Here is a 25,074-nt window from a genome sequence, read left to right on the forward strand (position 1 = left end):
ATTACTTTTACTCTGGACGAGTAGACGTTTTATCTATCAAAACAGTTTATTAGTATTACTTTTTCCAGACAGAGTCAATTTCTTCTTGAGTGAGATATCGATACTCTCCTGGCTCAAGCATTTCATCAAGAACAATGTCACCGACGCTTTCACGATGTAGACCTTCAACTTTATTACCTAGCGCCGCAAACATACGCTTGACTTGGTGATATTTACCTTCGTGAATGGTTAATAACACTTCTTTTTCATCAATAATTTCAAGTTGTGCTGGCAGAGTTGGCGCTTTCTCATTTCTAAGCTCAATGCCCTCTTCGAATGCCTTGATGTAATTATCTTGCACAGGGTCTGCTAACCATACGCGATAAGTTTTTGCACATTTATGTTTCGGTGAGGTAATTCGATGAGACCATTGACCATCGTCTGTAATTAACACCAAACCTGTAGTATCAACATCTAAGCGACCTGCAAAATGAAGGTTCTCCATTTTGACCTCATCGAGCAACACAAACGCAGTGTGATTAAAGCCATCTTCATGAGAACAAACAAAGCCATCTGGTTTGAATAGCATGATATAGCGCGGACCCTGCATGCGGACCTCTCTATCTTGCCATTCGACACTGTTATCCTCAGTGACTTTAAATGCACCGCTCTTTTGTACTACGCCATCAACGGTAACATCACCGGATTTAATGATTTTTGTTGCTTCTTTACGTGTTGCGCCTAAAGCGTCACACAAAAACTTATCTAAACGCATGAATACCTCGTTTTCATTTCGTGAGGTATTATAGAGCGGTTTTTTGAAATGTAGAGTAAAACTGAGCCGTATGTACACGCTTCGCCCCTACCAAGCCGATTCTGTTAAAGCTGTTATCCATTATTTCCGCAAAAACGATACCCCAGCGGTGATCGTATTGCCCACTGGGGCTGGAAAAAGCTTAGTTATTGCCGAACTTGCAAGGCTAGCGCGAGGTCGTGTTTTGGTTCTAGCGCACGTTAAAGAGCTCGTAGAACAAAATCACGCAAAATACGAAGGCTATGGACTCAAAGGCTCTGTTTTCTCTGCCGGCTTAGGTAGAAAAGAGACATCCGAGCAAGTGGTGTTCGCCTCCGTTCAATCAGTAGTAAGAAACTTGGATGCATTTGCCAATCAATTTTCACTGCTTGTTATCGACGAATGTCACCGCGTACCAGAAACCAAAACATCAAGCTATCAAAAAGTGATCAGCCACCTATGCGAGATTAATCCTGGAATTAAGATCCTTGGTTTAACCGCAACCCCCTATCGTCTTGGCGTTGGCTGGATCTATCAATATCACACCAAAGGACTGGTTCGCAGCGACGAAGCTCGTTTCTTTAAAGATTGTATCTTCGAGCTTCCTATCCAATACTTGCTCGATGAGGGCTTTTTAACACCTGCGAAACTCATCGACGCTCCAGTCCTTAGTTACGACTTTTCTCAGCTCAAACCTACCAGTATGGGTAAATACAAAGAATCTGAAATGGATCTTGTTATTGAGCAATCAAAGCGCGCAACACCGCAAATTGTGGAGCAAATAAAACGCTATAGTGAAGACAAACAAGGTGTCATGATTTTCGCAGCGACGGTTCGTCATGCGCAGGAAATCCTGTCGCTGCTACCGAGTGAAAACAGCCAAATTGTCATTGGTGATACGCCAACACCTGAGCGCGACGCTATCATCAGTAACTTCAAAAATCGTAAGATCAAGTTCTTGGTTAACGTTTCGGTTCTAACTACTGGATTCGATGCGCCCCATGTTGATCTGATTGCAATTCTTCGTCCAACAGAATCCGTCAGTTTATATCAGCAAATCGTTGGCCGTGGTTTACGATTATCAGAGGGCAAGTCAGAGTGTCTCGTTCTAGACTATGCGGGCAACACGTACGATTTGTATCAACCTGAAGTCGGCAACCCTAAACCTGATTCCGATTCCGAAATTATCACCATCCCCTGCCCTGCGTGCGGGTTCAATAATGACTTCTGGGGTAAACTCGATGCCAATGGTTTTTTAATTGAGCACTTTGGCCGCAAATGTCAGGGCTATTTCACCGACGAAGAAACCGGAGAACGTGAACACTGTGACTATCGCTTTAGAGCCAAGTACTGCTCTGAATGCGGCGCGGATAACGATATCGCCGCGCGAATCTGCCACGAATGCGACGCCACTTTGGTAGACCCAGATAAAAAACTCAAAGAAGCCCTTAACCTCAAAGACGCGCTAGTCTTCGAATGCACCGACATGAACCTTGTTGTTCATAAAGATGAAAAAGGTAAAAACAGTCTCAGAGTTAACTATATTGGAGAGAACGATGCCCAAGTCAGCGAGTTTTGGTCATTAAATACCAAAAAGCAGAAAGAATCGTTTCTCGCTAAGTTTGTACGCCCACATTTGGCCGACAAGCATCGTGAGTTTGATGCCACTTCGCCAACAAAAGTCGTGAACAATCAACATCGTTTCCGATTGCCCGCGTTCGTCATAGCCAGAAAAAGTGGTCGATTTTGGAAAATGAGAGACAAAGTCTTTGACGACGAACTGAACTAATCACTGTTCAGCTTTCATTCATGTTTACAAATGTATATTTTAACTATGTTGAAAATATTGGGTCTCCGCCATGCTAAATAAAACCAAACAGACAATATCTATCGTCTCGCTCTCCCTATTATTGGCAGTACCGCTTAGCGCCCATGCCGAATTTTTCTCAGACTCAAGCAAGCCAAGTGGTCACGACCTCGTGCAGGATGTGCAACCGGATGGTGCCCGCATTGAGTTTGAAGAGGACCAAGACGAGGTCTATGACGCTGTACAGCAAGGGCTTATCAAACCGTTTTCTGAGTTGTTTGCTACGGTAGAGCGCGACCTCAATGGTCGTGTGATCAAAGTTGAACTAGAAGAAGACGACGATGAGTGGATTTACGAGCTAAAATTGCTTCATGAACAAGATGTTATTAAAGTCGAATATAACGCCACCACACTGGAGATGATGGAAATCAAAGGCCATAATCTTCAAAGAGTCATAAGAAAATAAAATAGAGAACAATAATGAAAATTCTTGTCGTGGAAGATGACCCAAGACTGGGTGAACAAATATTAGAAACTCTAGAAAGCGCAGGTTGGGTGCCAGAACTTGCCCAAGACGGAATCGATGCGCTTTACCGCGCTACGTCAGAAGAGTGGGATGCTATTGTTTTGGATTTAGGACTTCCTAAGATTGATGGCTTGACGGTACTTAAAGGCATTCGAGACGAAAACATTAACACACCAGTCGTCATTCTTAGCGCACGTGACACTTTAAGTCAGCGCGTTGAAGGCCTAAATGCTGGTGCAGATGATTACCTTACCAAGCCATTTGAGATGATAGAGCTTATTGCACGTATCCGAGCTCAACTACGACGCGCTTCTGGCAACGCCTCTCCGTTGATGCAAGTCGGTGACTTAAGCTTAGATACACGAACTTCAAAAGTAATGTGGCAAGGTAACGCAGTAAGCTTAACCGCACTGGAATATAAGGTCGTTGCTTACTTTATGCATAATGCCGACAAGGTCATTTCTCGTACTGAGTTAGTCGAGCATATCTACAAACAAGACTTTGATAGAGACTCAAACACAATTGAAGTGTTCATCGGTAGAATCCGTAAAAAAATCGCTCCCAAAATCATCAAAACCGTACGTGGCTTAGGGTATCAACTTAATGCCTGATATTAGCGCGACTCGGCTCAAAACAGAGTTCAAGCGACTCAGTCTAAAAACGCGATTATTGCTGGCAGCCACCTTGTGGTTGTCAGCCATGATGATCGCCGCCGGTATTCTCATTCCAGGTCTAGTCCGTGATTACCTTAGTCAAGACTTAGAAACTAAGCTTGGACTGACTATGGATGAAATCGCCGCTAATCTTGAAGTGAATAAACAAGGACAACTGGTTTTACAAACTCGTCTTTCAGACCCACGCTTTAATCAGCCATACAGTGGTATGTACTGGAGCGTCGACAGTGGTTCAGACAAACTACGCTCTCGCTCTTTATGGGACCGCACCATTCGAATAAAGAATGAGAAACACAAAGCGACTTACTTCGGTGCCAAAGACGAGAAACTTATTGCCATAAAGCGAACAGTCTTCTTACCTGACATAAGTGACGGCGTCACAATAATTATTGGGCAAGATGAAGATCGTATCGATGACACCCTAAATTTACTGACAGGCCAACTTTGGTTGATCTTAGGTGTTCTTTCCATTGGTATTCTTACTTTAGTAGTGGTTCAAGTCAGCTGGTCACTCAGACCTTTAGGGAAGATGCAGAAAGAACTGAAACTATTAAAAACGGGTGAGCAACAAACACTGGACGAACAATATCCAAAAGAAATTGCCCCACTCGTAAGCGACCTCAATGCCTTATTGTTCCACTATCAAGAGTTATTAGCGCGCGCACGTAATCACGCAGGTAACCTCTCGCACGCACTCAAAACACCGCTCTCGGTGTTAAAGAATGAGTTACACCAACTTTCAGAACAAGACCGACAGAGACTACAACCCTCGATAGAGCAGATTCAAGCACATATCGATTACCATTTGGGTCGAACTCGAATGGCAGGCGCAATGAATATTCTCTCTGTTAAGTCATCTCCGAGTGAACGCGTCGATGCTATTTCATTGGCTTTCGATAAGGTTTACGCTCAGCGCGATATCGCTTTGGTGAGCGAACTGGATACCGATCAATACGTCGCCGTAGAAAAAGCGGACCTCGACGAGATGCTTGGTAACTTACTAGAAAATGCCTACAAATGGGGTAACAGCTTCATCCGCGTATATTCCGAACTGCTCGATAATCACGAGATCGCTATCATCGTCGAAGATGATGGCCCCGGTATACCTCAAGAGAAGCTAAAAGAAGTGCTGAAACGTGGAGTTCGCCTAGATGAAACGACTCCCGGCACCGGTTTAGGGCTTAATATAGTCAATGAGATGGCGCATAGCTATCGAGGTGATTTAGCTTTGGAATCGAGCAAATTGGGCGGTTTACGAGCAGTCCTTAAACTGCAACGTGCAAAAGAGTAAAAATTGTAACGTTATAAGCGATTTGCTATTGCTCCGCCTAGATTTGAATGTTAGTATCCGCGCTCGTTTTGAATGTATCGATTCGATACTTCGGAACGGCTATAGTTTTGACTAGGTCGCTACGTCAAAACAGTTACTTTAATTTTACTATTTTGAGAGTAAATACTATGAAATTCGAAGCAGTAGTACGTACTGAACTAGGTAAGGGTGCGAGCCGCCGCCTACGTCACGCTGGCCAATTCCCAGCAATCGTTTACGGTGGTGAAGCAGCACCTGTTTCTATCGCTCTAAACCACGATGACGTGATCAACCAAATGGACAAGCCAGCATTCTACGAAGGCATCACTCTAGTGATCGACGGCGCAGAAGTTAAGGTTAAGCCACAAGACGTTCAACGTCACGCGTTCAAGCCAAAAGTTGAGCACATGGACTTCATCCGCATCTAATTCCCTACCAAGGAATTATTCGGATCAAATCCAAACCTTTTGCATAAAAAAGATTCTCGGCTTTACCAACCAAGAATTCTTGAAAAATTCGAAACCCCGATGCTACCAACATCGGGGTTTCACCGTTTTTGACGTTAAGAAATCTATTGAAACCACACTTATCCTCATATCTTTAGAAAGTAACTCGATATTTGAACTACCCACTAGCTTTACGGGCGTATTGTTAGTGTGCCAATGTCGTGGTCACTCCAACATTTCCAAGCACACCACCGCCTTATATCTCCTCCTCTTAATAACACCATATCGTATGTATCGATTGATAGTGATTTCGGGGTGGTCTTCCCCAACAGAAAATTGAGAATAAAAATCAGCTGACTTATGAGAAATATTGACGTATCTACAATTACTTGGGTCAGTTGCAATTGCCAGATAGTTCGAGTGACTTAACCAAGCATTTATGCTTGTATTTTCCCTAATGCTAGCCAATATTTATGACTCTGATTGGATGCGAAAGGACTTGCTCGTGAAACTACTAAAAATAGCATTAAGCCTTCTTTTTATAATCATAATCTCTATGCGTTTGGCGCAAGCTGAGCAATCCTTGGCTAATTGGCATGATACCGTTCTTAAGCAACATATTATGGATTTTGTTGCTGATACAGTCGATGAATCCAGTGCTCAGTATAGACCACCGGAAGAGCGCATCGCGGTCTTTGATAATGATGGTACTCTTTGGAACGAAAAGCCTACTTACATTCATTTTCAAGCAGTCTTTCATACCTTAGGCGAGCAACTTAAAAGAGATAAGAGTCTCGCGACAAGGCAGCCCTGGGCAACGATTGCAAGTGGTAAACCAGACCTTTCTCATTACAGTCAGTTATTTGATATAGAGAGTTTTGGCTTAGATAGCATCGTCGAACAATTGCTTGGTGTTCCCTACTCCGGGATGACGAGCAGTGCCTTCACGAAACACAACGAGCAGTTTCTAAAAACATGGAAACACTCTAAATATGATGTGGGATATCAAGATTTAACTTACGCACCAATGAAGGAGCTGATAGATTACTTACATCAAAACCAGTTCAAAGTATTTATATTCACTGCAGATGAAGTTGATTTCTTGAGGCCGCTTAGCCAACAACTTTACGGTATTCCACCAGAAAGAGTATTTGGGACTTCTATTAAACACGACTTAACCTTCGAAAATGGAATTGGCGTATTAACTCGCTCTGCGCAGCCACTTTGGATTAATAACTGGGCACATAAATCTGAACTCATCCAGCGTACATTTGGTGAGTTAGTCCCAGTAATTGCTGTTGGTAATTCGAACGGAGACCAACAAATGCTTCATTATACCGCTAGCCATGGCGGCTTATCTTTGTGGCTACACCATGACGACCCAGAACGTGAAGATAAATACGACAAGCACACAGATGAATTGCAGAAACTAACAAGCAAAGGACTTATAAAACCGATTAATATGAGTACAGAATGGAAAGTAGTATTTTGATTAAGGTTAAGCACTTCTGTAATAGCTATTACACTTATTTTATATTTACATAGCATTCATTAACCCCGGTTGTCACTTAGAGCAACTGGGGTTAGTAACAGACTATTTATAACGTCATATATGCTTTGAATCTTTGCCATTTCCCAACGGGCTTTTCTCGCATAAACTGTTCTTTTAATACATCTTTTAAAACTTGATCATCACTCGAAGCATCAATGAGTAACATAAAAGATTTATCACTTGCTTTCGAATAGCAACTATTAATCCAAGTGGCATTTTGTCCAAAAAACAATCGTTTTAACCTTAGTGTTCTTTTCGAGTTTGTTTTGGCGCAAATGATTCCGCCCACGCTAGCGATTAATGCTCCGAACAGACCAATCAACCACTTAGTCAATTGTTTATAATCAAATCCACCAGAATCAATAGAATAGTGCTTCGCGGTCCAACTCTTCTTCACTTTCTGGCTCGGGTTCCACCAAAATAACGCTTCTCCTCCTAGTGAATAGTGCCCGGGCTCATCAATGCTATAGCTTACCTTCTGAGTAAGGGTTGAATGATGCTCTCCTCGAGTGTAATTGGATGAAAGTTGAGGCTCAGATATCGATATACTTATCCCGTTTGGAGCCAGTGGTATAAAATCTGGCATCATAAAAGTAGATGTATCGTCTGCTTTTATTGTTACGGTTCGTTGTATTATGTCCCCTTTTTTAAACTGTTCATTTTGTCCTACATTCGGTGACCATTTATCGGTTACTGTAACCGCTGGTGAAACTAAGTAGCCAGACTTGCCCTTCATAGTGGCAGGAGCATTCACCATAATTGCCATCGGTTGTGTTTTATGGTGCGTTTTTACCGAATTCCCCCCATCTCCAGCAGTGAGTAGCGTCACATCTATAGATGGTATAAGGTACACTCCTTCATTATTAGGGTATACCTGTATGGACCAACGTTGACTGGTATATTTCTTCCCATCTACATAAGAAAAGCCAGATAGAACAGACGTTTGTTCTTGCTTAACCATTGCGTCTGCCACATAAGGTACTGAGAACTCTGGACTGTCTACAAAATATTGATCTGTTGTAGCAATAAACTCTAGGTTCACTTGCTCACCGGGTACAACATTTTGCTTATCTATAGAGACGGATACGTTTGCCGCTGAAATAGCAGGCATAGAAACTAATAACGATAGTAGTAATGACATCAATCGGTACATCAGTTCAACTCCCGGTTATATTCATTCAGAAATTTCCGTCGAATAAAGTCTTTAGGGTCACGACTAATATCTCTTAACCATTTATTTGTCGCTGCCTCATTCCTCAACACATCTGAAGCTTTAAGCGTCGAATGAGGGACTTGCCCTAGCGATTTTCGCTTAGCACCATCCGATATATCGTTAACATCTTTAGGCGGCGGTGGTGCATCTTTAGGTGGCGGGTGTTGATCATGCTGATTTTCACTAAGTAGCTTCATTTCAAGTAGAATTGCATCTACCTTGTCAAGGTTCTGCTGAGCTTTAACATTATTTGGGTCTACTTCTAGTAGAGCTAAATACAGCTGATGAGCTTTTTTATATCTTCCATCCTGTGCGGCTGCATTAGCCATATTGAAAATCGCTGTAGCATTACCTATTTTGGCAAATTCTTTCTCTGCACATTTAAAATTTTCTTGATAGTAGCAAGCGACCCCTTTCCAGTTAGGGTCTTGGAATGATTGCTCTGCTTGTTGAAATTTACCCATATACATTAGTACCATCCCCTGCTGGTCTTTGGTCATAAACCAATCTAACGCACCAGCTTCAGCAGTTTGACTGTGAGGAAGCAGTAATAACAGACAAAGAGTCCATTGCAATGTCCATCCTTTTCGAAACCATAACGCTACAAAGATTGACAATATAATGATCAACCAGTGCGACTCATCCTGCCAGTGATTGCCTTTTGAGCTCTTTTCATGGAAATTCAGAAAGTAATTTCTAAGCGAGTTATCACTTATCGTCATATCTCTTCCATCAAATGAAGTAACTGTTAGGTTCTTTGCCGTTTGCAAACCTAATTCATTGAGATAAAGCACCGCCGCTGTTATGTGATGTTTTTCGATAAAAGACGTTAACTGTTGCTCTCCTGAAGAAACGCCATCAGTGACCAACAACAATTGAGATTCATCTAACTTCAGCCCTTTGGTGTTATTTAATCGCGCTATCAGATTGGATAAGTCCCCGCCATCCAAGGGCATCACGTTTGGCGCTAAGTAAGATAGATAGAGCGTCAATAAATCCTGATCTGATGACGGTGGTAGCAAAACATGACTACTACCGGCCATTGCAATTATCGATATGGGACGATTCATTCCAGTTTGTAGCAGGTGTTTTACGATCAGCTGTGCTTTTAGATTTCGACTAGGTGGAATATCTACCTTATTCATTGAAGATGATTCATCCATTACAACGTAAAGTGGTGGATTGTCTTGTGATGAGGTATCTGCAACTTGCCAAACTGGTTTAGACAACGTGCCAATAACAATCAATAGAACAATTGATACCGCCAAAATAGGCCCATATCCTTCTTTTTTATTAGGTTGTTCTACTAGCTCCGAGAGCAAATGTGGTGCGATTGCTGTCGTCGATATGGATAATTTATTGTGGCGCTTTTTGAATAAAAACCCGATCAAAGCAATGAGTGGTAGAACCAACCATAAATACTCTGGCGCTAAAAAGTGGAATGCTCGGAAATAATCAGCCATGTGAACTCCTCGTTCTCCATTCAACGACAGACAACCCAAGCCACATCACAGCATAATAGGCAAGGAGGCTAGTTAGAAGATATGGGTAAAGATAGATATATGGTTGAAAGCTGCTTTGTTGATATTTGCTTTGCTCAATCTGGTTAATTTGTTGCAACACAGATTTAAGGGCATCTTTGTTCATTGCCAAATAGTTTTTTCCACCCGTTAAAGCGGCAACTTGACGTAGAGTGTTCACATCGACTTTGGCATTTTCGTCCTTTGTATCAGGATTGCCCATCGCAATAGTATAGATTTTAATATCACGTGTTTTCGCCACTTTTGCTGCCTCAACCGGCGGTAGTTGACTTGACGTATCGCTACCATCAGTGACTAAAATCAAGACTTTTTGTTTTGCATCAGATTTGTCAAAAGCGCGTATACTCAAGCCAATTGCATCACCAATTGCTGTCGCAGGACCGGCAATCTCAGTTTCCAAACCTTCAACAACTTGTGTCCACGTTTCTAGTTCCTGAGTAAAAGGCACTTGTAAATAAGCGCCGCTGCCAAACACGATCAAACCCAGACGGTCTCCTTGTCGCTCTGCCCCAAACTTCCACATGAGTTTTTGTAGTGCTCCCCATCGAGATGATAGCTGCCCGTCTTGCTGAGGAAAGTCAATTTTATTCATAGACTTCGAGAGATCTAAAGCAACCATTAAGTCTCGAGCTGACTTTTTTTCCGTGATTTTGTCCCCAAGAATCACAGGCTGAGCGGCACACAAAACCAATAAGCCCCATGTAATTAACAGTGATATTTTCTGTACTTTAGATCGAAGAGGAATGCAGCTGTTTTTTTGCGCACTCTTGTTAGTAGTGTCTAGCACTTTCTGGAAAAATGACACTCGCACAGCACTTTCGCTTTCTCGATACGCAGGCATCAAGAAATAGACTAGCGGTGCAACTAATCCCAAGAGAAGCCACCAAGGTGTTAATAAAGTCATAAAGAGACTCCTTTTTCTGCCCCATGGTGTGCAATCCAATCTATAGCGGCACTTAAACATTGTGAGTTGAGTTCAACATTCGACGTCCAAACTCTTGGATTCTGAAACGCAATGGCTTCAATATGTTTTTGAATAGCCTTAGTAAATATTGTCGTCTTTGCGGATGAATTTAGAAATTCGTACCACTCTTGCCCAGTTAAGGTGCCTATAGGTAAGTTTGGATAAGCAATAGAAGCGACCTGGCGCAATTCGTTTGGAATGAGCGCAATACCCTGCTCCAACGGCAACCTATGGAGCAGTGATATCGCTTTTCGTCGATATGCATTAGCTCGCCATTTGTGAATCTGCCACCAAATAGTAAGGGCTAATATCACTACAAGACATAGGATCAAGCCCCAAGCAGCTGGGGTTTTTGGCGTCAACGACACGTACTTAGGCATGATGATGCCGTTAAAACCCTTTAACATATAATTACCAAAGACTTCTGGTTCAGGGATCTGATATGTAAACATCATCCGCCCTCTCTTAGAAGCTGACTTAACTGAAGGTAGGGTTCATCAACAGTATTAAACAGACCAAAAGGTAAACCAGAGTGATGAACCGAACGGCGAACTTTAGCAAAGTGCTCATTAGATGCAGTTTGATATCGCAGTATATCTTGAGCGTTGTTATCAAGTTTTATTTGCTTTGAACCATCACTAATTAGCAAGTCAGATGCCGACTGATAATCCTGTTCCAGCAAGTCGGTGACGAGAAAGACCATCACGTTATGCTTTATTGACAAACGTTTAAGCTGGTCAAGCTCTTGATTTGTCAGCGCCAATCCATCTATAACTAGTACTAACGTACCACTGCTGCCTAACAAAGGAGTGTAAGTCGTCAACGTTTCTTGAAGCGGAACAAACGCGGGAGCTTTCTCTTTAGGTGAGTCGCGTAGAGCTTGATTTAGTGTCGTTATATCAGATATGTAACGCAATATTTGAGATGTCGTTCGTGATGGATATTGAACTAAAGTTTGGTTGGCACCCATGGTAATTCCACCAACACGATCTCCTTGAAGGTGCAGTAACCAAGCGATTAGCGTAGCAAGTTGCGCTGCAACAACCGACTTCATGTAACGTTGGCTACCGAAGAACATATTTGCACGTTGGTCACAAAGTACTAAAGCAGGTCTATCCGTCTCTTGGGTAAAAACTTTGGTGACACGACCATTCGCTCGCATACTCGCTTTCCAGTCAATGTCCTTAATATTGTCACCAGTTCGATATGTTCGGAGTTCTTCAAAACTCAGCCCTTGCCCACGAAACTTGGAACTATTTTGGCCCGAAAAGATACCGTCAGGCTTGAACTTCGCATAAAGAGTTAATCGCTTTGCTTTATTTTTGAGGTCCATTAACGTGGCACGATCCACAACTATTCTGGGGTCAGATATAGGCATTAGACAATTTCCACCACGTTAATGAGCTCATCCACTACCGCTTTACTATCAATGGCATCAGACATCGCATCAAAACTCAGAGTAATACGATGGCAGAGTACGCTATGCGCAACCGCTCTAACATCATCAGTGTCAACATAGTCTTTATTTTTGAGAAAAGCATAAGCTCGCGCCGCTTTGTCTAAGGCTATTGTTGCTCTGGGGCTCGCCCCAATTCGAATCCATTTGGACAATTGGCTGGTCTGATATAAGTCTGGGGAGCGTGTTGCCATTACCAAATCTACAATATAACTTTCGATAGAATCAGAGACATAAACGTCTAGAATGGCCTTTCTAGCATCTAGCACCACAGAAGGCTCAACCTGCATTAGTGCTTCCACAAATTGTTGCTCTTTTTTGACAAGCTTTAATATCGCTAGCTCATCGGCACGTTTAGGATAATCAACAACAATTTTCATTAAGAAACGGTCTAACTGAGCCTCTGGTAATGGGTAGGTACCCTCTTGCTCAACTGGATTTTGTGTCGCTAAAACCAGGAAGATTTCAGGCAGTTCATGGCTCTGTCCACCTACAGTGATTTGTCTTTCTTCCATCGCTTCAAGTAATGCAGATTGCACCTTAGGAGGCGCGCGGTTAATCTCATCGGCAAGCAGAATATTGGTAAACGCCGGCCCTTTGACAAAAGACATCATTCCTTCGTCATTAAGAGATTCATAACCCACAACATCGCTAGGCATAAGGTCTGGGGTAAATTGAATACGGTTTAGATCCAGATCGAGACTCTGTGCTAACGAACGTACTGAACGTGTTTTAGCAGTCCCCGGCAAACCCTCTAAAAGTACATGACCATCGGTCAAGAGTGCAATTAAGAGGGAATCAACAACATGTTGTTGACCGATTATTTTATGTGTTAGTGATTCAGATAACGTTTGTATATCTCGGCTAATACTTGTCACTGACATATTTACCTCCAATAAGTTGAAGAGAAAATATTAGCCCTTTAGAAAACTGAGATAAATTAATTGTATTTAAAATAGCATTTAGCAATACTAATCTCATACAAAACACAACAAAGGCAGCAACAATGTATATAAAAATCAGCATTTTAGCTATGATTTAAATTAAGATAAATAATACTTTAAGCATTAGTAATTATTCAAATCACCAAACATCATTAATATTCACCTCAAGCTTAGATGCTGAATGCTAATTTAAATTCAAATACATACTGGTGAAGATAAAATGAAAATACCATGTAAGAAGACACTATTAACGTCCGCGATGCTCGCGCTATCCGCATTGACGTCTGTTAATGCAACTGCTGCCCCATCAACTCCATCTACACCCACCGAAAAACCAAACATTCTAGTGATGTGGGGTGACGATATTGGTATGTGGAATATCAGCTACTGGAACCGTGGATTAATGGGCTATGAAACTCCCAATATAGATAGGGTCGCCAATGAAGGCGTCGCTTTCACTGATTACTACGGAGAACAATCTTGTACTGCAGGTCGTAGTGCGTTTATTACCGGTCAAGATGGCTTGCGTACCGGAATGACTAAGGTTGGTCTTCCTGGTGCTCCACAAGGCATCGCTGACGATGATATGACGATTGCCGAAGCGCTTAAAGATATGGGTTATATGACAGGTCAATTTGGTAAAAACCACCTAGGTGACAAAGATAAAGACTTACCTACAAATCACGGCTTCGATGAGTTTTACGGTTTCCTTTATCATCTAGACGCGATGGAAGAACCTGAGCATGACTTCTACCCTAAAGATCCTAAGTTTGCCGAGCAATACGGTCCTCGTGGTGTCATCCATTCAACGGCTGATGGTCAAATCAAGGATACAGGCCCATTGACCACAAAACGCATGGAAATCATTGATGATGACGTTACAGCACACGCTATTAAGTTTATGGACAAGGCACAAGCTGCGCACAAGCCATTCTTTGTTTGGTGGAACTCATCCAAGATGCACTTCAAAACGCACCTTAATCCGAAAGACAGAGGTATTTCTGGTCAGGGTTTCTACAATGATGCCATGGTGTCTCACGACAGAAACATCGGCCAACTTCTCGATTATCTTGATGATAACAACCTAACTGACAACACCATAGTCATGTATGGCACCGACAACGGTCCACACTATAACGCATGGCCTGACGGTGCAATCACTCCATTCCGCTCAGAAAAAGAAACTAACTGGGAAGGTGCATGGCGAGTACCTGCATTCGTTCGCTGGCCTGCCGGTCACTGGGATGGTGGTCGAGTACTAAACGGCATGGTTTCTGGTCTAGATATGCTGCCAACACTAGTCGCTGCTGCAGGTAACTCACACATCAAACAAGACCTTCTAAAAGGTGGATTTAAAGCGAACAACAAAGAATTCAAGATCCATCTTGATGGCTATAACATGAATGATTACTTCGCAGGTCGCACTAAAGAAACTCCACGTAAGAGCATTATGTTGTACAACGCCGACGCTCAGATCGTTGCTATGCGCTACTCACAAGACAACTACATCGGTGGCGGTAAAAACCACAGCACGGATTGGAAAGTTGTGTACGGTGAACAACGTGCGAAAACAATGGCTCTATGGGCAGAACCGTTCACATGGTTACGTCTGCCTAAAATCTTCAACCTTCGCCAAGACCCATTTGAGCGTGCTGATCAAAACGCAAATGGCTACTGGAACTGGGAAATTGACAATGTATTTGTGTTTTATAAAGCTAACCAATTGGTTAAAGAACACCTAATGACATACAAGGATTACCCACCATCACAACGTCCTGGATCTTTCACCATGTCTGGCGCAAGTGAAACGGTTTACAAAAACTTTGGTATAGGTGCTGGTGGCTCAAAAGTTCAAACTGCTCACTAGACAAAACTCAACTAACGATACAAGGGTGAATTGACGTTCACCCTCTTTTTTGGAGAAAACCATGAATAAAGCAGCTTTAATACTGTTATTGGTCACATCAGCTTGCGCTCATGCAACGACTGCAGATGACTCTAACAGCGCAGTACTAGAAAATATCGCTCGTTTTAATAAGTACGAGCAAACGGCAAAAGAAATGTCTAATGGCCAATCAGATATGGTTCAAATTAGCCAACAACAATACCAGAAGGCACCAAGCCAGCCCCAAACTGTCATGCCTACTACCGCGACATCCAGTAAGCAAACGGCCGCACCAGCACGTGCAGAGTCTTCTGTTTATCAATCCATCAAAATCTTAATTGAAAGTGGGAACCTTACAGAGAAAGATAAAATGAAGCTAATCAGTGCCTTGAGTTCTTGATTGAGCATACACATATAGTTGGATTTAGTTTTAGTTAAATAACTAATAAGCACCGCTATTCAATTAATTGGCATTGGACGCCTTATAGTACCCCTATCAACGAAACACGAGAAAGGTTATTTATGAGTGATACCAGCCCTGTAATTCAAGCGGGACCACAATTTAATGGCAAACCATCTAAGCGCATGCATGTAATGGCAAAGCCGATTGGCGCAGCATGTAATTTAGACTGCGATTACTGTTATTATTTAAGTAAAGAAGACCTGCTTGAGTATAAAAAAGGATGTTCACCAAAACTGGATGACCAAAAACTAGAAAAATTCATTAAAGATTATATTCAAGGCCAAAATACACCGCAGATTACTTTTTCATGGCAGGGCGGCGAAGCTACTATGTTAGGTCTTCCTTATTTTGAAAAGATCGTTGAATTTCAAAAAAAATACCAACCTGAAGGTGTAACTATTTCCAACGACCTTCAAACCAATGGCACCCTTTTAAATGACAAATGGTGTAAGTTTCTCAAACAGAACAACTTTCTTGTTGGCTTAAGCATTGATGGTCCTGAACTGCTGCACAATACCTATCGTACCAACAAATCTGGTCGTGGTACCTTCAAGCAAGTAATGAGAGCTGTTGAATTGTTACATAAACACCAAGTGAGCTTTGCAACACTTACCTGTGTGAACAATATAACTAGTCGCAACCCATTAGAGGTGTACCGCTTTTTAAGGGATGTAGTGAAGTCACCTCAGATGCAGTTCATCCCAATTGTTGAAATGAAAACCTTCCGCGAAACTGCACCAAATACTTGGCAGATTGACGAGAGATTAATGCAAGGTGACAAACGCCTTATTCCAGGCTACAAAGACTCCGTAGTGGAACCGTTCTGTGTTTCTGATCATGCATGGGGCAATTTTCTCATCGCTATTTTCAATGAATGGATATGTAACGATGTGGGAACCGTATTTGTTCAGTATTTCGAAGCATTTCTTGAGGCGTGGATGGGACATAGAAACCCTCTTTGTACTCTGGGTGAAATGTGCGGAAAGGGCTTAGCGATGGAACCTAATGGTGATGTATACACGTGCGATCACTATGTTTATCCAGAGTACAAAATCGGTAATATTGCCGAGACCGAACTCGAAAACATGGCGTTCTCGGCTAAACAACAACAGTTCGGTACAGCGAAGTCAAAATCCCTCCCTAAACAATGCAGAGAATGTGACTATAAGTTTGCATGTTTTGGAGAGTGTCCAAAAAATCGATTCATCAAGACCAAAGAAGGCGAAAATGGCCTGAACTACCTGTGTGCGGGATGGAATAAGTTCTTTCGTCATGCAGATGCAGGCTTTGCATTTACCTTGCGAAGACTTGGTTTACCCGTCGCTCATGGAAAGCATAGTGACCAAGCCCTAATCGATAATCAAATAATCTCTGAACACAAGGCATAGGCATGAAGTCGTTATCTTTAATCTTTATTGGTTTGTTGTCGTTTTCTGTGTTTGCTTCAGGAGTACCGTCTGAAAACTTCAATCCAAATAAAAATGATCCTGCATATGTCGCTCAGGATAAGTCTCAGCCAATCGAGCAACGAATTGACGCGTTAGAATCGTTAAGAATCACGCCTTCCCAAAATGCTCTAATAGCCATCGCTCGAGCACTCAAAGAGGATAATGAACGCATTCAACATGCTGCAATAGTAGGTAGTGATGGGTTAGCACTCGACTATCGTTGGGAGCTCATTTCACCTTTTTTAGATGATACTAGCCCGACCTTAAGCTATGCGGCAACATACAGCTTAGCAAAGATGTATCCGAAGTTAACAACATCTATGAGACACAAGCTTGATTTATATATCCCGAAACTAGAACAGTATTACAAATTGAAGCATGACGCCTTTTCAACCTTTAAACTGGCTGAAGTGTATCAAGCATCAGGTGACACTAAAAAAGCAATAACGACCTATAAATCACTTATTGAAGAAGACTCAAGTAATCAAGCTTTTTGGGTTGGATTATCAGAATCCTATCGCGCAGACAGTCATACTGACAAAGCTTTAGATGTACTGAACGAAGGCATTCTGTTAAATCCTAATGCTTCACAACTGTATTACGCCAGAGCACTTGCTCGTGTACGAAATGATAACAAACGCGAAGCGCTTTCCGACTTCAAATCCGCTGCCGTTTTAGCTGAAACGAATAGCTATTATTGGTATTTATATGCTGTAGCGCAAAAAGGTTTTGACCTCGAAAAATCTGTGCCGCTTTTCGAACATGCGTATCAACTGTCAGGCTCTGCAGAACAACTGTACACACTATGTAGTGTTTACATAAAGTCGAACAATACGGCCGCCAAGTCTTGCCTAAATGAGCTAAAACCTAGAGTACCTCAGGCGAATTATGATGCTTTACAGTCTGAACTTCTCCACAAAACAAAGAGATGATAACGATATGTACAAAGTTACGCAGTTAAAACGATGCTTAACCCTTTTACCAATGATAGTGGCAACGATTAGCTTCACAGCCGATGCAGGACAATTGTTAGCTCAACAGCAAGAAGTTTCCGCCGTGACCAATGCAAACGCGTCATACTATAGTGCTTTTAAGCAAAGTAACGAGGATAACTGGGTTTACCAATTAGCCCAAAAAAACGAACTGAAACAACACTGTTATTTATCTAAAGATAAATCGTTACCTCTGGGCAAACAGATTAGTTACCAAGGAATTGAAATGACGTGCATACAAATAGGAAAGTCTAGCCGTATCTTTTGGCCAACTAGATGGGTGGAGCACTGCCAGTCGGTAGGAAAGCCTTACAACATCTGTATGATAGACGACATCAAAACATAGATAAGTAAACTTCAACAAACTTCTCGTTAATCGTAATACACCCCACCAGCAGTAACTTTCTCATTACTGCTTAAGCCACAAATTGACTATCATACATATAGAATGCATTATCATTTTGTAATGTTGCTTAAAGAGTAGGTTATGGATCTTAATTTATTAAAAACCTTTGATGTTGTAATGAAGTCTAAAAGCGTTAGCGAGGCGGCCGAGGTCTTAAATATTACTGCTCCGGCTGTGAGTCACGCTCTAAACCGCCTTAGAGATCAGTATCAAGACCCCCTTTTTATTCGACAAGGCAGAGGGATCACGCCTACCAATTTTGCCCTTCAACTGCACAGTGAAATACAAGGCCCCTTGAGTTTTCTACTCAATGGCACCAGTTCTAAACAAGAATTTATTCCTTCTAAGAGTCAAAGAACTTTCCGCATATCAAGCCATAAAGATTTTGATTTGATGATGGTACCTGCGATTACCAAATATAAGCAGAAATACGCTCCTCATATTACGATTCAAGCAGACGTAGAACACTTGAACGAAGCAGATAGACAAGATGACCTTCGCCGAAGAACCGTTGATGTCATTCTGGCGACCGTTCCCCTCTCTGAACACGGCTACCACAACGAACTTATAATGGAACAAAAAGCAGTTGTTGTAGCGAGTAAGTCGCATCCTACTATTCAAGATTCATTATCTTTCGATGACTTTATGCAAGCGCATCACGTTACATGGCGCAGCCAACGTCTTAGTACTCATACACTAGACTCTCTTGCTATCGAAGGCCAACTTCCAACTAGAAAAGTAGCCTATTCTACAGGTTCACTGCTAACAGCCATGCAATTGGCTTCAGAAACTGAGTGGCTTAGTGTATGTGGCGAATGGTATGCAAATAAATTTTCGGAACGATTAGATTTGAATGTACTCCCATTACCATTTTCTGCAAAGAAAGTTCCCATATACATGACATGGCATCAATCACAAAAGAAAGATAAAGGTCATGAGTGGCTTCGTGAAACGATTAAAACTATATTTAAGAGCATTGGATAGTACTCTATTACTGTACTCACATTGAATGTTTGAGCTAGCACACTTTTGGTACCTACTTAAAACATCATATTGATACTCTTATCCTTCTACAAAATAACTAGTCGTAGAGTAATTTACATACGCTTGAACCACGATAGACACCATGGCAGCAGCACAATCATGAGTGTGCCCACCCCCCAAATAACACCCATATTCGCAGCTCGTCGAATAAATGGACCAATATCGAACCCACTTGAATGAGTGTACAGTGTAAACGGTGTCAGCGTAGCTGCTAGGAGTCCAATTTCGAAATTTGGTATTTTCTTGGAGATTTTCTCCGAACTATGAGCAAAGTAAAATACAACAATGGAGAAGCCAAATATCACTAGCGATAGCATCAGTATATTTTGGCCATGACCGGCTATAAGCATATGTAATACTAGCGCAATGAAACAGCCGGATACCTGCAGCGGTAAGATACTTTTTAGGCCTTTTATGATCGAAGCATAATCTGGTCTACAAACAATACTTATGATCACTGAAAGGCAGAATATGGCCTTGCCAACTTCAATCGATAGAAAGTAAACCAGGGATAGAGATATGATGATGGTGGATATCACATTCAGAGCCTTAGAACGCTTGGCGACTTTTTGATTTTGTCTGGATGACATTTGGTTAGTTGGGGTCGGCAAAATCCAAAAAATAGCTTTTGCTAGTAGTAGCATCATGAACGCGACATGTAGAAGTTGGTAAAAATACAACTCCATCGAAGTTCCATATGTTGTATTGATAAGTCCATAACAATATAAAAATAGCGGCGCCGTTGAAAATGATGCAAGTTTTTCAATTCGCAAATAGCTATATATGACGAAAACCGAGATTACTATTAACGCCCACTGGTTATGGTCGAGTATTGTCGCAGCCAAGGAGCCCGAAATAAAATAGATGCTAACTAAAGATATGAACACTAATGATTTATTCAAGCTAAACTTATCTCGTAAGATCAAAGCTGGACCTAAAAAAACACTAAATACTGGCATTCCTAAATGCAGCATATCAGTGATAACAATCGATAGAGTAAAGAACAGTGCACTTCTTATCATTGGTGCTTTTATGTTAAACATAGGATATATCTTTCATTAGTATAGGTAACGAAATAATGCAATAATATGCATCGTCATATATGAAAACGAATTCCAGTATTTGCTATCGTCACGAACTACCATTACTGTTGCTCGAGAACCTGAAATTAAACTGCTATCAACATCTGGCATATTTAGAGTAGAGCGAACATATTGGCTTTTGCGTACCCATCTATCTCCCTGAGCTACCGTAGCAGTCTCTCCTAACTTTTGATCGCCAACCCCAGTTACAGTTATCGCTTGGTCTATGCTAGTTACTTGTGTCTTGAATATTCTGCCGGGTATAGCATCAAACACAACCAAGCAATTCGCATTGGGTAAAAGATCTAAACCTTTTTCGTTAAAATCAGCGACGAGCTGTCTCTGTGATTGAGAGGTTATGACGATTTGCGGTGAGTTCTTTGATACAAAATGACCTTTTACGAGCTGCATATTGGTAATTACTCCGTCAAATGGAGCATGTACTGTAGCTTTATTAAGGTTTTTCCTAGCTTTTTCTAATATAGCTTTCCCTAACAGCAGCCCACCGTTTCCACCTTGTTCTGAGCCAAGCTTAACGTGGTTAATCTGTAACTTGATTTTAAATTGTTCTATTTCTCTTATTTCATCAATGTATGCTGTGTAAGCATCATCATATTGTTGCTGGTTAATTGCTTTATTACGTAAAAGGGTTTTCATCCTCATATAGTGCTGTTTTTTATTACTGGCAATTTCTGTTTTTTGCTTTATTTCGCTTTCAATCAAACCCATTTCAAGTTCAATCTTCTTAAAGTTCTGTTCTAGAATAATCAAATTTGCATAAGCGGTATCATACTTAGATTGAAGTTCATCAGTTTCAATTTTAAAAAGAGGGTCACCTTTTTTAACAAATTGACCATTTCTTACGTATATGTGCTCTACCACACCGTCAATATCAGTAGATATTTTCGATATATCACTTATCACGTAACTATCCGTTGTAAATGGAGAATACAAGTCACTAAGAATCATGCTAACAGCAGATATTACCAATAGAACAATGGCAGCTAAAGTTAGAGGTTTCGAAAGATTATGGAGAGTTAAATTCATCTTAGAATGTCCTTCATTCGGTACTATTAACGCCAATACCTAGAAAGAGCAAACTACAATCAGATACTGTGTATTGATTTCATATTATCTACATATAGACTTATGGTTAAATGGCTCGAAATCAGGAACAGTTTTGCATAGAAACAATAATCGCTTTGACTTAAATACACTTGTCATCTTTCGGCGTGTAGTAGACCTAAACTCGTTGTCTAAAGCCGCTGAAGAGCTAGGAATCAATGCCTCTACTGTAAGCCGTAAGATATCAGAAATAGAAGCATACTACGGCGTTAAACTCCTCATACGTTCAACACGAGCACTTGACCTAACTGAGGAGGGAAAAGCACTCTACCGCTACTGTCAAAATGTGGACGATGTGTTAAGACGTTCAGAAGATGAAATAATGCACCACCAACTTGAGCCCACAGGCATTTTGAAAGTTGTCGTACCCGTTGACCTTGGTAACCTCCTACTTCAAGACGCCCTCGTGAGTTTTTCCCGAAAGTACCCTAAAGTTTTGCTCGATCTTGATTTTTCTAATCGGCAAGTCGATATGCTTGAAGAAGGCATCGACATTTGGTTTTGTATTGGAGAAGTAAGTAATAAGAGCTTGATTTCAAGTGAGTTACTATCATATAAACGATACCTTATGGCATCAAAGACATATCTTTCAGAATATGGCGACATTAGCTCTATTGCTGACCTAAAAGCGCCTCATAGACAGCTCAAATCTAAAAATCCATTCATTTATCAAGAGTCAGATAAGTCAGTACTTAAACAGCTACCAGTGGCATTGACAGTCAATAGCGGCTATACCATTTTCAAAGCTTGTGCTTCAGGCCTAGGACTAGCTTTCATCATGCCTAACCTAGTAGAAAAATACGATACCGATAAAACGCTAGTGCCTGTCCTTCCAAACGAAATCTATCAGCAATCGTCTGTTAACATGGTATACAAAGAGCGAAAGCTAAAGCCAATGCGCGTTGAATACTTCTTAGCTCACATGAAGAGTTACTTTCTTTAATGAGGTAAAATTCCTTCGACTAGCTGTTTTTGGTCAAACCATAAATAAACGCCAACTCAGCCACCGTTTTTGCTTTGAATTTTCTCAATAAACTGGCTCTATGGACTTCCACCGTCCGCATAGCAATACAAAGTTCATCAGCAATGCGAATGTTGCGCTTTCCCGCTATGATCAAGCGCAGAATGTCCTTTTCTCGAGGTGTTAACGACGCATACGCGTTTTTTGCTTCCATTGTATCTAGGTTGGCAGATGACTGAGCCAACCCTAGGACTATCGCTTGAGCTAACTCTGAACCTTTCACTGGCTTTTGGAAGAAGTTGACGGCTCCAGACTGTAAGGCATCTACAGCCATTGGAACATCACCATGTCCCGTCAGATAAATAACCGCGAGTGGACTGTGTGCTTCTGTCAGGATTTGATGTACTTGTTGGCCGCGAAGCTTTGGCATACGACTATCTAAAATCACACAACCCGCTTGTTGGATATCAGCGCTATTTAAAAAAGTCACACCATCAGGAAAGCTGGTTACATTAAAGTCCTGCTCTTCAAGCATAAACGCCAATGAATCTCTGACAGATTCGTCATCATCAACGACGTATACAGGCAGTTGGTTATCACACAATTTATATCACTCCTTGGCTACTCGTCGGTGAGCATGGTGTCTGCTGGTGGATGGTATGGCAAAGTAATCACGACTAAACAGCCATGCGGCTGCGTTGATTGTATTTGTAACTCTCCGTTGTGCATCTCCACTACATCGCGGCATATTGCCAGGCCTAACCCTAGGCCATCTTTTTTACTGCTTATAAAAGCTTGCGTCGGGTTATCTTGCTCCAAACCAGTGCCGTTGTCTGCGATTCGAATAGATAACATTTGAGATTGATACTCAGTATGAAGAGCTATCGTTCCTTTATAGTCACGTTGTTTTTCAGCAAGCTTTGAGCAGGCCTCAATAGCATTGTTGATCACGTTAACAAGTACTTGTTGTATACCCACCGCGTCAACATTGACGAGTCGTTGTTGCCCTTCTGTACTCCGAACCGTCTCAATACCATTTTTGTCTAATCGATATTTAAGTAGCTCGATACTATCCCCTAGCAACTGTTCAACATCACATTCTGTCTTCGCAATCGCACGTTTCTTTATGAGATCCCTTAGTCTGCTGATAATTGCATCGGCGCGCTCAACTTGGTCTTGGATTTTTTCCAACACTGGCACAATGTCTTCTGGAGGACGCTTTTTGGCAAGGCGCAGCAAGCCACCTTCACTGTAGTTTCGAATGGCAGCTAATGGTTGGTTAATTTCATGTGCCAAACTACTGCCTAATTCACCAATAATCGCAACTCTCTGTGTATGTTCTAACATTTCACTTTTTTCTTTGAGGCGCAGTAATGTCTGTTCTAAATCGTGTTTACTCTTGCTAAAACGATATTCAAGCCAAAAGTGATACACGTTCAATACAATCACGAATAAAAACAGTGTCCATGCCCATTCTTGATGCAATCTTAACCAACGAATCGCTTCCTTCCACCAAGGCTGCTGAAGCGGATGCAAATCCATAGCCTGAAATAGTTTATCAATGGAGAGTAAACTAACCGGAGAAGTCCAGCCTGACGCTTTTGAGGCAATCGCAGCTGGGCTGTCAGCAGGCATAGCAAGCAAAGCTCGGCTGATTTCTTTGGCGAGTTGAGATGAGCCGCGTTCAGTTTTTGCAAACGACCAGTTAGGATACAGAGGTGTAGAAACAGCACATGATGAATGCGTTTGTTCAAGAGGGTTCAGCACACGCAACAACCCTTTATCTATCAATCCTTCCTTCTCCATTTGTTCCAACAAGCACGCTGGTACAACCGCCGCTTCTACCGCCTTATCACGAAGTTGATATAGGTTGGCATCAATTGGAAACCCCAAGTAGCGCACATCGGAGAAGAAACTATTAGGATCGCCTCCGTCGGTTAGAACTTGGTATCGCATCGTTAGATATCCACCAAAAGCATCTTTAGAAACAGCAGCAATCGATAAACCTGCAACGTCACTTGGTGTCTTATATGGGGAGGCAGACCGAACAACCAAAGCCGAACCAATGCCGTAGTTTGAGCGTTCTGGCGCTTGACTTACTATCGTCGCTATCCACGATAATGGGTATTGACGACCTAATTGAACGGCTTGCCCTGGATTCGTTAAAACGAAATCCATGCGCTGATCTCTAACCGATTGCGCCATTCCATCAAGATCTAAAGGATGCAGCACAAAATGCGCGGCAGGGATCTGTTGATTTAACCAGTCAATAGTCGGCTGCCAACGTTGCTGAGCATATAAATGCCCTCTGATAGCTAAGACCCCTACATCCACTTGTGCCTTAGTTGTTGAAGCTATCTTCGTCCCTTGGTCTTGCTGCCCTGCATAGGCAATTCCAGTTATCGTGCCAACGATAACCATCAATAAACGAACCCAACGTAGCGTGCTTCTCACCATGAATTGT

24 protein-coding genes are annotated in these 25,074 nt (G+C 41.8%); 13 read left to right on the forward strand and 11 right to left on the reverse strand.

What is annotated here, in order from left to right:
- Positions 1-55: 55 nt before the first annotated feature.
- A complete protein-coding gene (gene rsuA / locus JKJ11_RS09810; protein WP_038230206.1) occupies positions 56-754 on the reverse strand; it encodes a 16S rRNA pseudouridine(516) synthase RsuA in 699 nt (232 codons plus the stop codon).
- A 70-nt stretch (positions 755-824) separates the two neighbouring features.
- Between rsuA and radD the strand changes: the two genes are divergently transcribed.
- The 6 genes from radD (at position 825) to JKJ11_RS09840 (ending at position 7,026) form a co-directional block, all read left to right on the forward strand.
- Entirely contained in the window at positions 825-2,561 is a 1,737-nt protein-coding gene (radD, locus tag JKJ11_RS09815) for a DNA repair helicase RadD (protein ID WP_252039107.1), read from the forward strand.
- A gap of 70 nt (positions 2,562-2,631) precedes the next feature.
- A complete protein-coding gene (locus JKJ11_RS09820; RefSeq protein ID WP_031497177.1) occupies positions 2,632-3,045 on the forward strand; it encodes a PepSY domain-containing protein in 414 nt (137 codons plus the stop codon).
- A 14-nt stretch (positions 3,046-3,059) separates the two neighbouring features.
- The gene (locus JKJ11_RS09825) at positions 3,060-3,716 is read left to right on the forward strand and encodes a response regulator transcription factor (protein ID WP_038230203.1); all 657 of its coding nucleotides are present in this window, start codon (positions 3,060-3,062) and stop codon (positions 3,714-3,716) included.
- Entirely contained in the window at positions 3,709-5,070 is a 1,362-nt protein-coding gene (locus tag JKJ11_RS09830; RefSeq protein ID WP_063606199.1) for an ATP-binding protein, read from the forward strand. Before JKJ11_RS09825 ends, JKJ11_RS09830 begins: the two co-directional genes overlap by 8 nt.
- A 167-nt stretch (positions 5,071-5,237) precedes the next feature.
- Positions 5,238-5,516, forward strand: coding sequence for a 50S ribosomal protein L25 (gene rplY, locus JKJ11_RS09835; RefSeq protein WP_006071740.1), 279 nt, complete (start codon positions 5,238-5,240; stop codon positions 5,514-5,516).
- Positions 5,517-6,039: 523 nt separating this feature from the next.
- Positions 6,040-7,026 carry an HAD family hydrolase gene (locus tag JKJ11_RS09840; protein WP_252038086.1) on the forward strand — a complete coding sequence of 329 codons (987 nt, stop codon included), beginning with the start codon at positions 6,040-6,042 and terminating at the stop codon, positions 7,024-7,026.
- A gap of 106 nt (positions 7,027-7,132) precedes the next feature.
- On the opposite strand, the gene JKJ11_RS09845 is transcribed toward JKJ11_RS09840, so the two are convergent.
- From JKJ11_RS09845 to JKJ11_RS09870, 6 genes are read right to left on the reverse strand one after another with little or no spacing between them, the layout of a single operon-like run.
- Entirely contained in the window at positions 7,133-8,239 is a 1,107-nt protein-coding gene (locus JKJ11_RS09845; protein WP_252038087.1) for a BatD family protein, read from the reverse strand.
- Positions 8,239-9,762 (reverse strand): VWA domain-containing protein, encoded by a 1,524-nt coding sequence (locus JKJ11_RS09850; RefSeq protein ID WP_252038088.1) that lies wholly within the window; start codon positions 9,760-9,762, stop codon positions 8,239-8,241. The genes JKJ11_RS09845 and JKJ11_RS09850 overlap by 1 nt, the downstream gene beginning before the upstream one ends.
- Positions 9,755-10,744, reverse strand: coding sequence for a VWA domain-containing protein (locus tag JKJ11_RS09855; RefSeq protein WP_252038089.1), 990 nt, complete (start codon positions 10,742-10,744; stop codon positions 9,755-9,757). Before JKJ11_RS09855 ends, JKJ11_RS09850 begins: the two co-directional genes overlap by 8 nt.
- The gene (locus JKJ11_RS09860) at positions 10,741-11,259 is read right to left on the reverse strand and encodes a DUF4381 domain-containing protein (RefSeq protein WP_252038090.1); all 519 of its coding nucleotides are present in this window, start codon (positions 11,257-11,259) and stop codon (positions 10,741-10,743) included. Before JKJ11_RS09860 ends, JKJ11_RS09855 begins: the two co-directional genes overlap by 4 nt.
- Complete coding sequence (locus JKJ11_RS09865; protein ID WP_051868432.1) at positions 11,256-12,182, reverse strand: DUF58 domain-containing protein; 927 nt, start codon at positions 12,180-12,182, stop codon at positions 11,256-11,258. Before JKJ11_RS09865 ends, JKJ11_RS09860 begins: the two co-directional genes overlap by 4 nt.
- Positions 12,182-13,144: an AAA family ATPase gene (locus JKJ11_RS09870; RefSeq protein ID WP_239922244.1), complete on the reverse strand. Its 963-nt coding sequence runs from the start codon at positions 13,142-13,144 to the stop codon at positions 12,182-12,184. The genes JKJ11_RS09865 and JKJ11_RS09870 overlap by 1 nt, the downstream gene beginning before the upstream one ends.
- 280 nt (positions 13,145-13,424) lie before the next feature.
- On the opposite strand from JKJ11_RS09870, the gene JKJ11_RS09875 reads away from it, so the two are divergent.
- The 6 genes from JKJ11_RS09875 to JKJ11_RS09900 all read left to right on the forward strand — a co-directional run bounded on the left by JKJ11_RS09875 (position 13,425) and on the right by JKJ11_RS09900 (position 19,382).
- Entirely contained in the window at positions 13,425-15,071 is a 1,647-nt protein-coding gene (locus JKJ11_RS09875) for an arylsulfatase (RefSeq protein WP_240206019.1), read from the forward strand.
- A 61-nt stretch (positions 15,072-15,132) separates the two neighbouring features.
- Entirely contained in the window at positions 15,133-15,489 is a 357-nt protein-coding gene (locus JKJ11_RS09880; protein WP_252038091.1) for a hypothetical protein, read from the forward strand.
- A gap of 122 nt (positions 15,490-15,611) precedes the next feature.
- Positions 15,612-16,940, forward strand: a complete 1,329-nt coding sequence (locus tag JKJ11_RS09885) for an anaerobic sulfatase maturase (RefSeq protein WP_088877515.1) — start codon at positions 15,612-15,614, stop codon at positions 16,938-16,940.
- 2 nt (positions 16,941-16,942) lie between these two features.
- Positions 16,943-17,932 (forward strand): tetratricopeptide repeat protein, encoded by a 990-nt coding sequence (locus JKJ11_RS09890; RefSeq protein ID WP_252038092.1) that lies wholly within the window; start codon positions 16,943-16,945, stop codon positions 17,930-17,932.
- 7 nt (positions 17,933-17,939) lie between these two features.
- The gene (locus JKJ11_RS09895; RefSeq protein ID WP_252038093.1) at positions 17,940-18,338 is read left to right on the forward strand and encodes a hypothetical protein; all 399 of its coding nucleotides are present in this window, start codon (positions 17,940-17,942) and stop codon (positions 18,336-18,338) included.
- A gap of 141 nt (positions 18,339-18,479) precedes the next feature.
- On the forward strand, positions 18,480-19,382 hold the full coding sequence (locus tag JKJ11_RS09900; protein ID WP_038231195.1) for a LysR family transcriptional regulator: 903 nt from the start codon (positions 18,480-18,482) through the stop codon (positions 19,380-19,382).
- A 113-nt stretch (positions 19,383-19,495) separates the two neighbouring features.
- Here JKJ11_RS09900 and JKJ11_RS09905 read toward each other — a convergent pair whose 3' ends face one another.
- Both JKJ11_RS09905 and JKJ11_RS09910 read right to left on the reverse strand, forming a co-directional pair.
- Positions 19,496-20,485 carry a hypothetical protein gene (locus tag JKJ11_RS09905; RefSeq protein ID WP_252038094.1) on the reverse strand — a complete coding sequence of 330 codons (990 nt, stop codon included), beginning with the start codon at positions 20,483-20,485 and terminating at the stop codon, positions 19,496-19,498.
- Positions 20,486-20,500: 15 nt separating this feature from the next.
- Positions 20,501-21,571 carry an HlyD family secretion protein gene (locus JKJ11_RS09910; protein WP_252038095.1) on the reverse strand — a complete coding sequence of 357 codons (1,071 nt, stop codon included), beginning with the start codon at positions 21,569-21,571 and terminating at the stop codon, positions 20,501-20,503.
- 133 nt (positions 21,572-21,704) lie between these two features.
- Here JKJ11_RS09910 and JKJ11_RS09915 point away from each other — a divergent pair, with 133 nt between their 5' ends.
- Complete coding sequence (locus JKJ11_RS09915; protein ID WP_216610841.1) at positions 21,705-22,592, forward strand: LysR family transcriptional regulator; 888 nt, start codon at positions 21,705-21,707, stop codon at positions 22,590-22,592.
- 19 nt (positions 22,593-22,611) lie between these two features.
- Here JKJ11_RS09915 and JKJ11_RS09920 read toward each other — a convergent pair whose 3' ends face one another.
- Complete coding sequence (locus JKJ11_RS09920) at positions 22,612-23,214, reverse strand: response regulator transcription factor (RefSeq protein WP_171390912.1); 603 nt, start codon at positions 23,212-23,214, stop codon at positions 22,612-22,614.
- Between the two features lie 17 nt (positions 23,215-23,231).
- Entirely contained in the window at positions 23,232-25,067 is a 1,836-nt protein-coding gene (locus JKJ11_RS09925; protein ID WP_252038096.1) for a sensor histidine kinase, read from the reverse strand.
- Positions 25,068-25,074: the final 7 nt, after the last annotated feature.

The organism is Vibrio sp. SCSIO 43133, from assembly GCF_023716845.1.
Lineage (GTDB): Bacteria > Pseudomonadota > Gammaproteobacteria > Enterobacterales > Vibrionaceae > Vibrio > Vibrio mediterranei.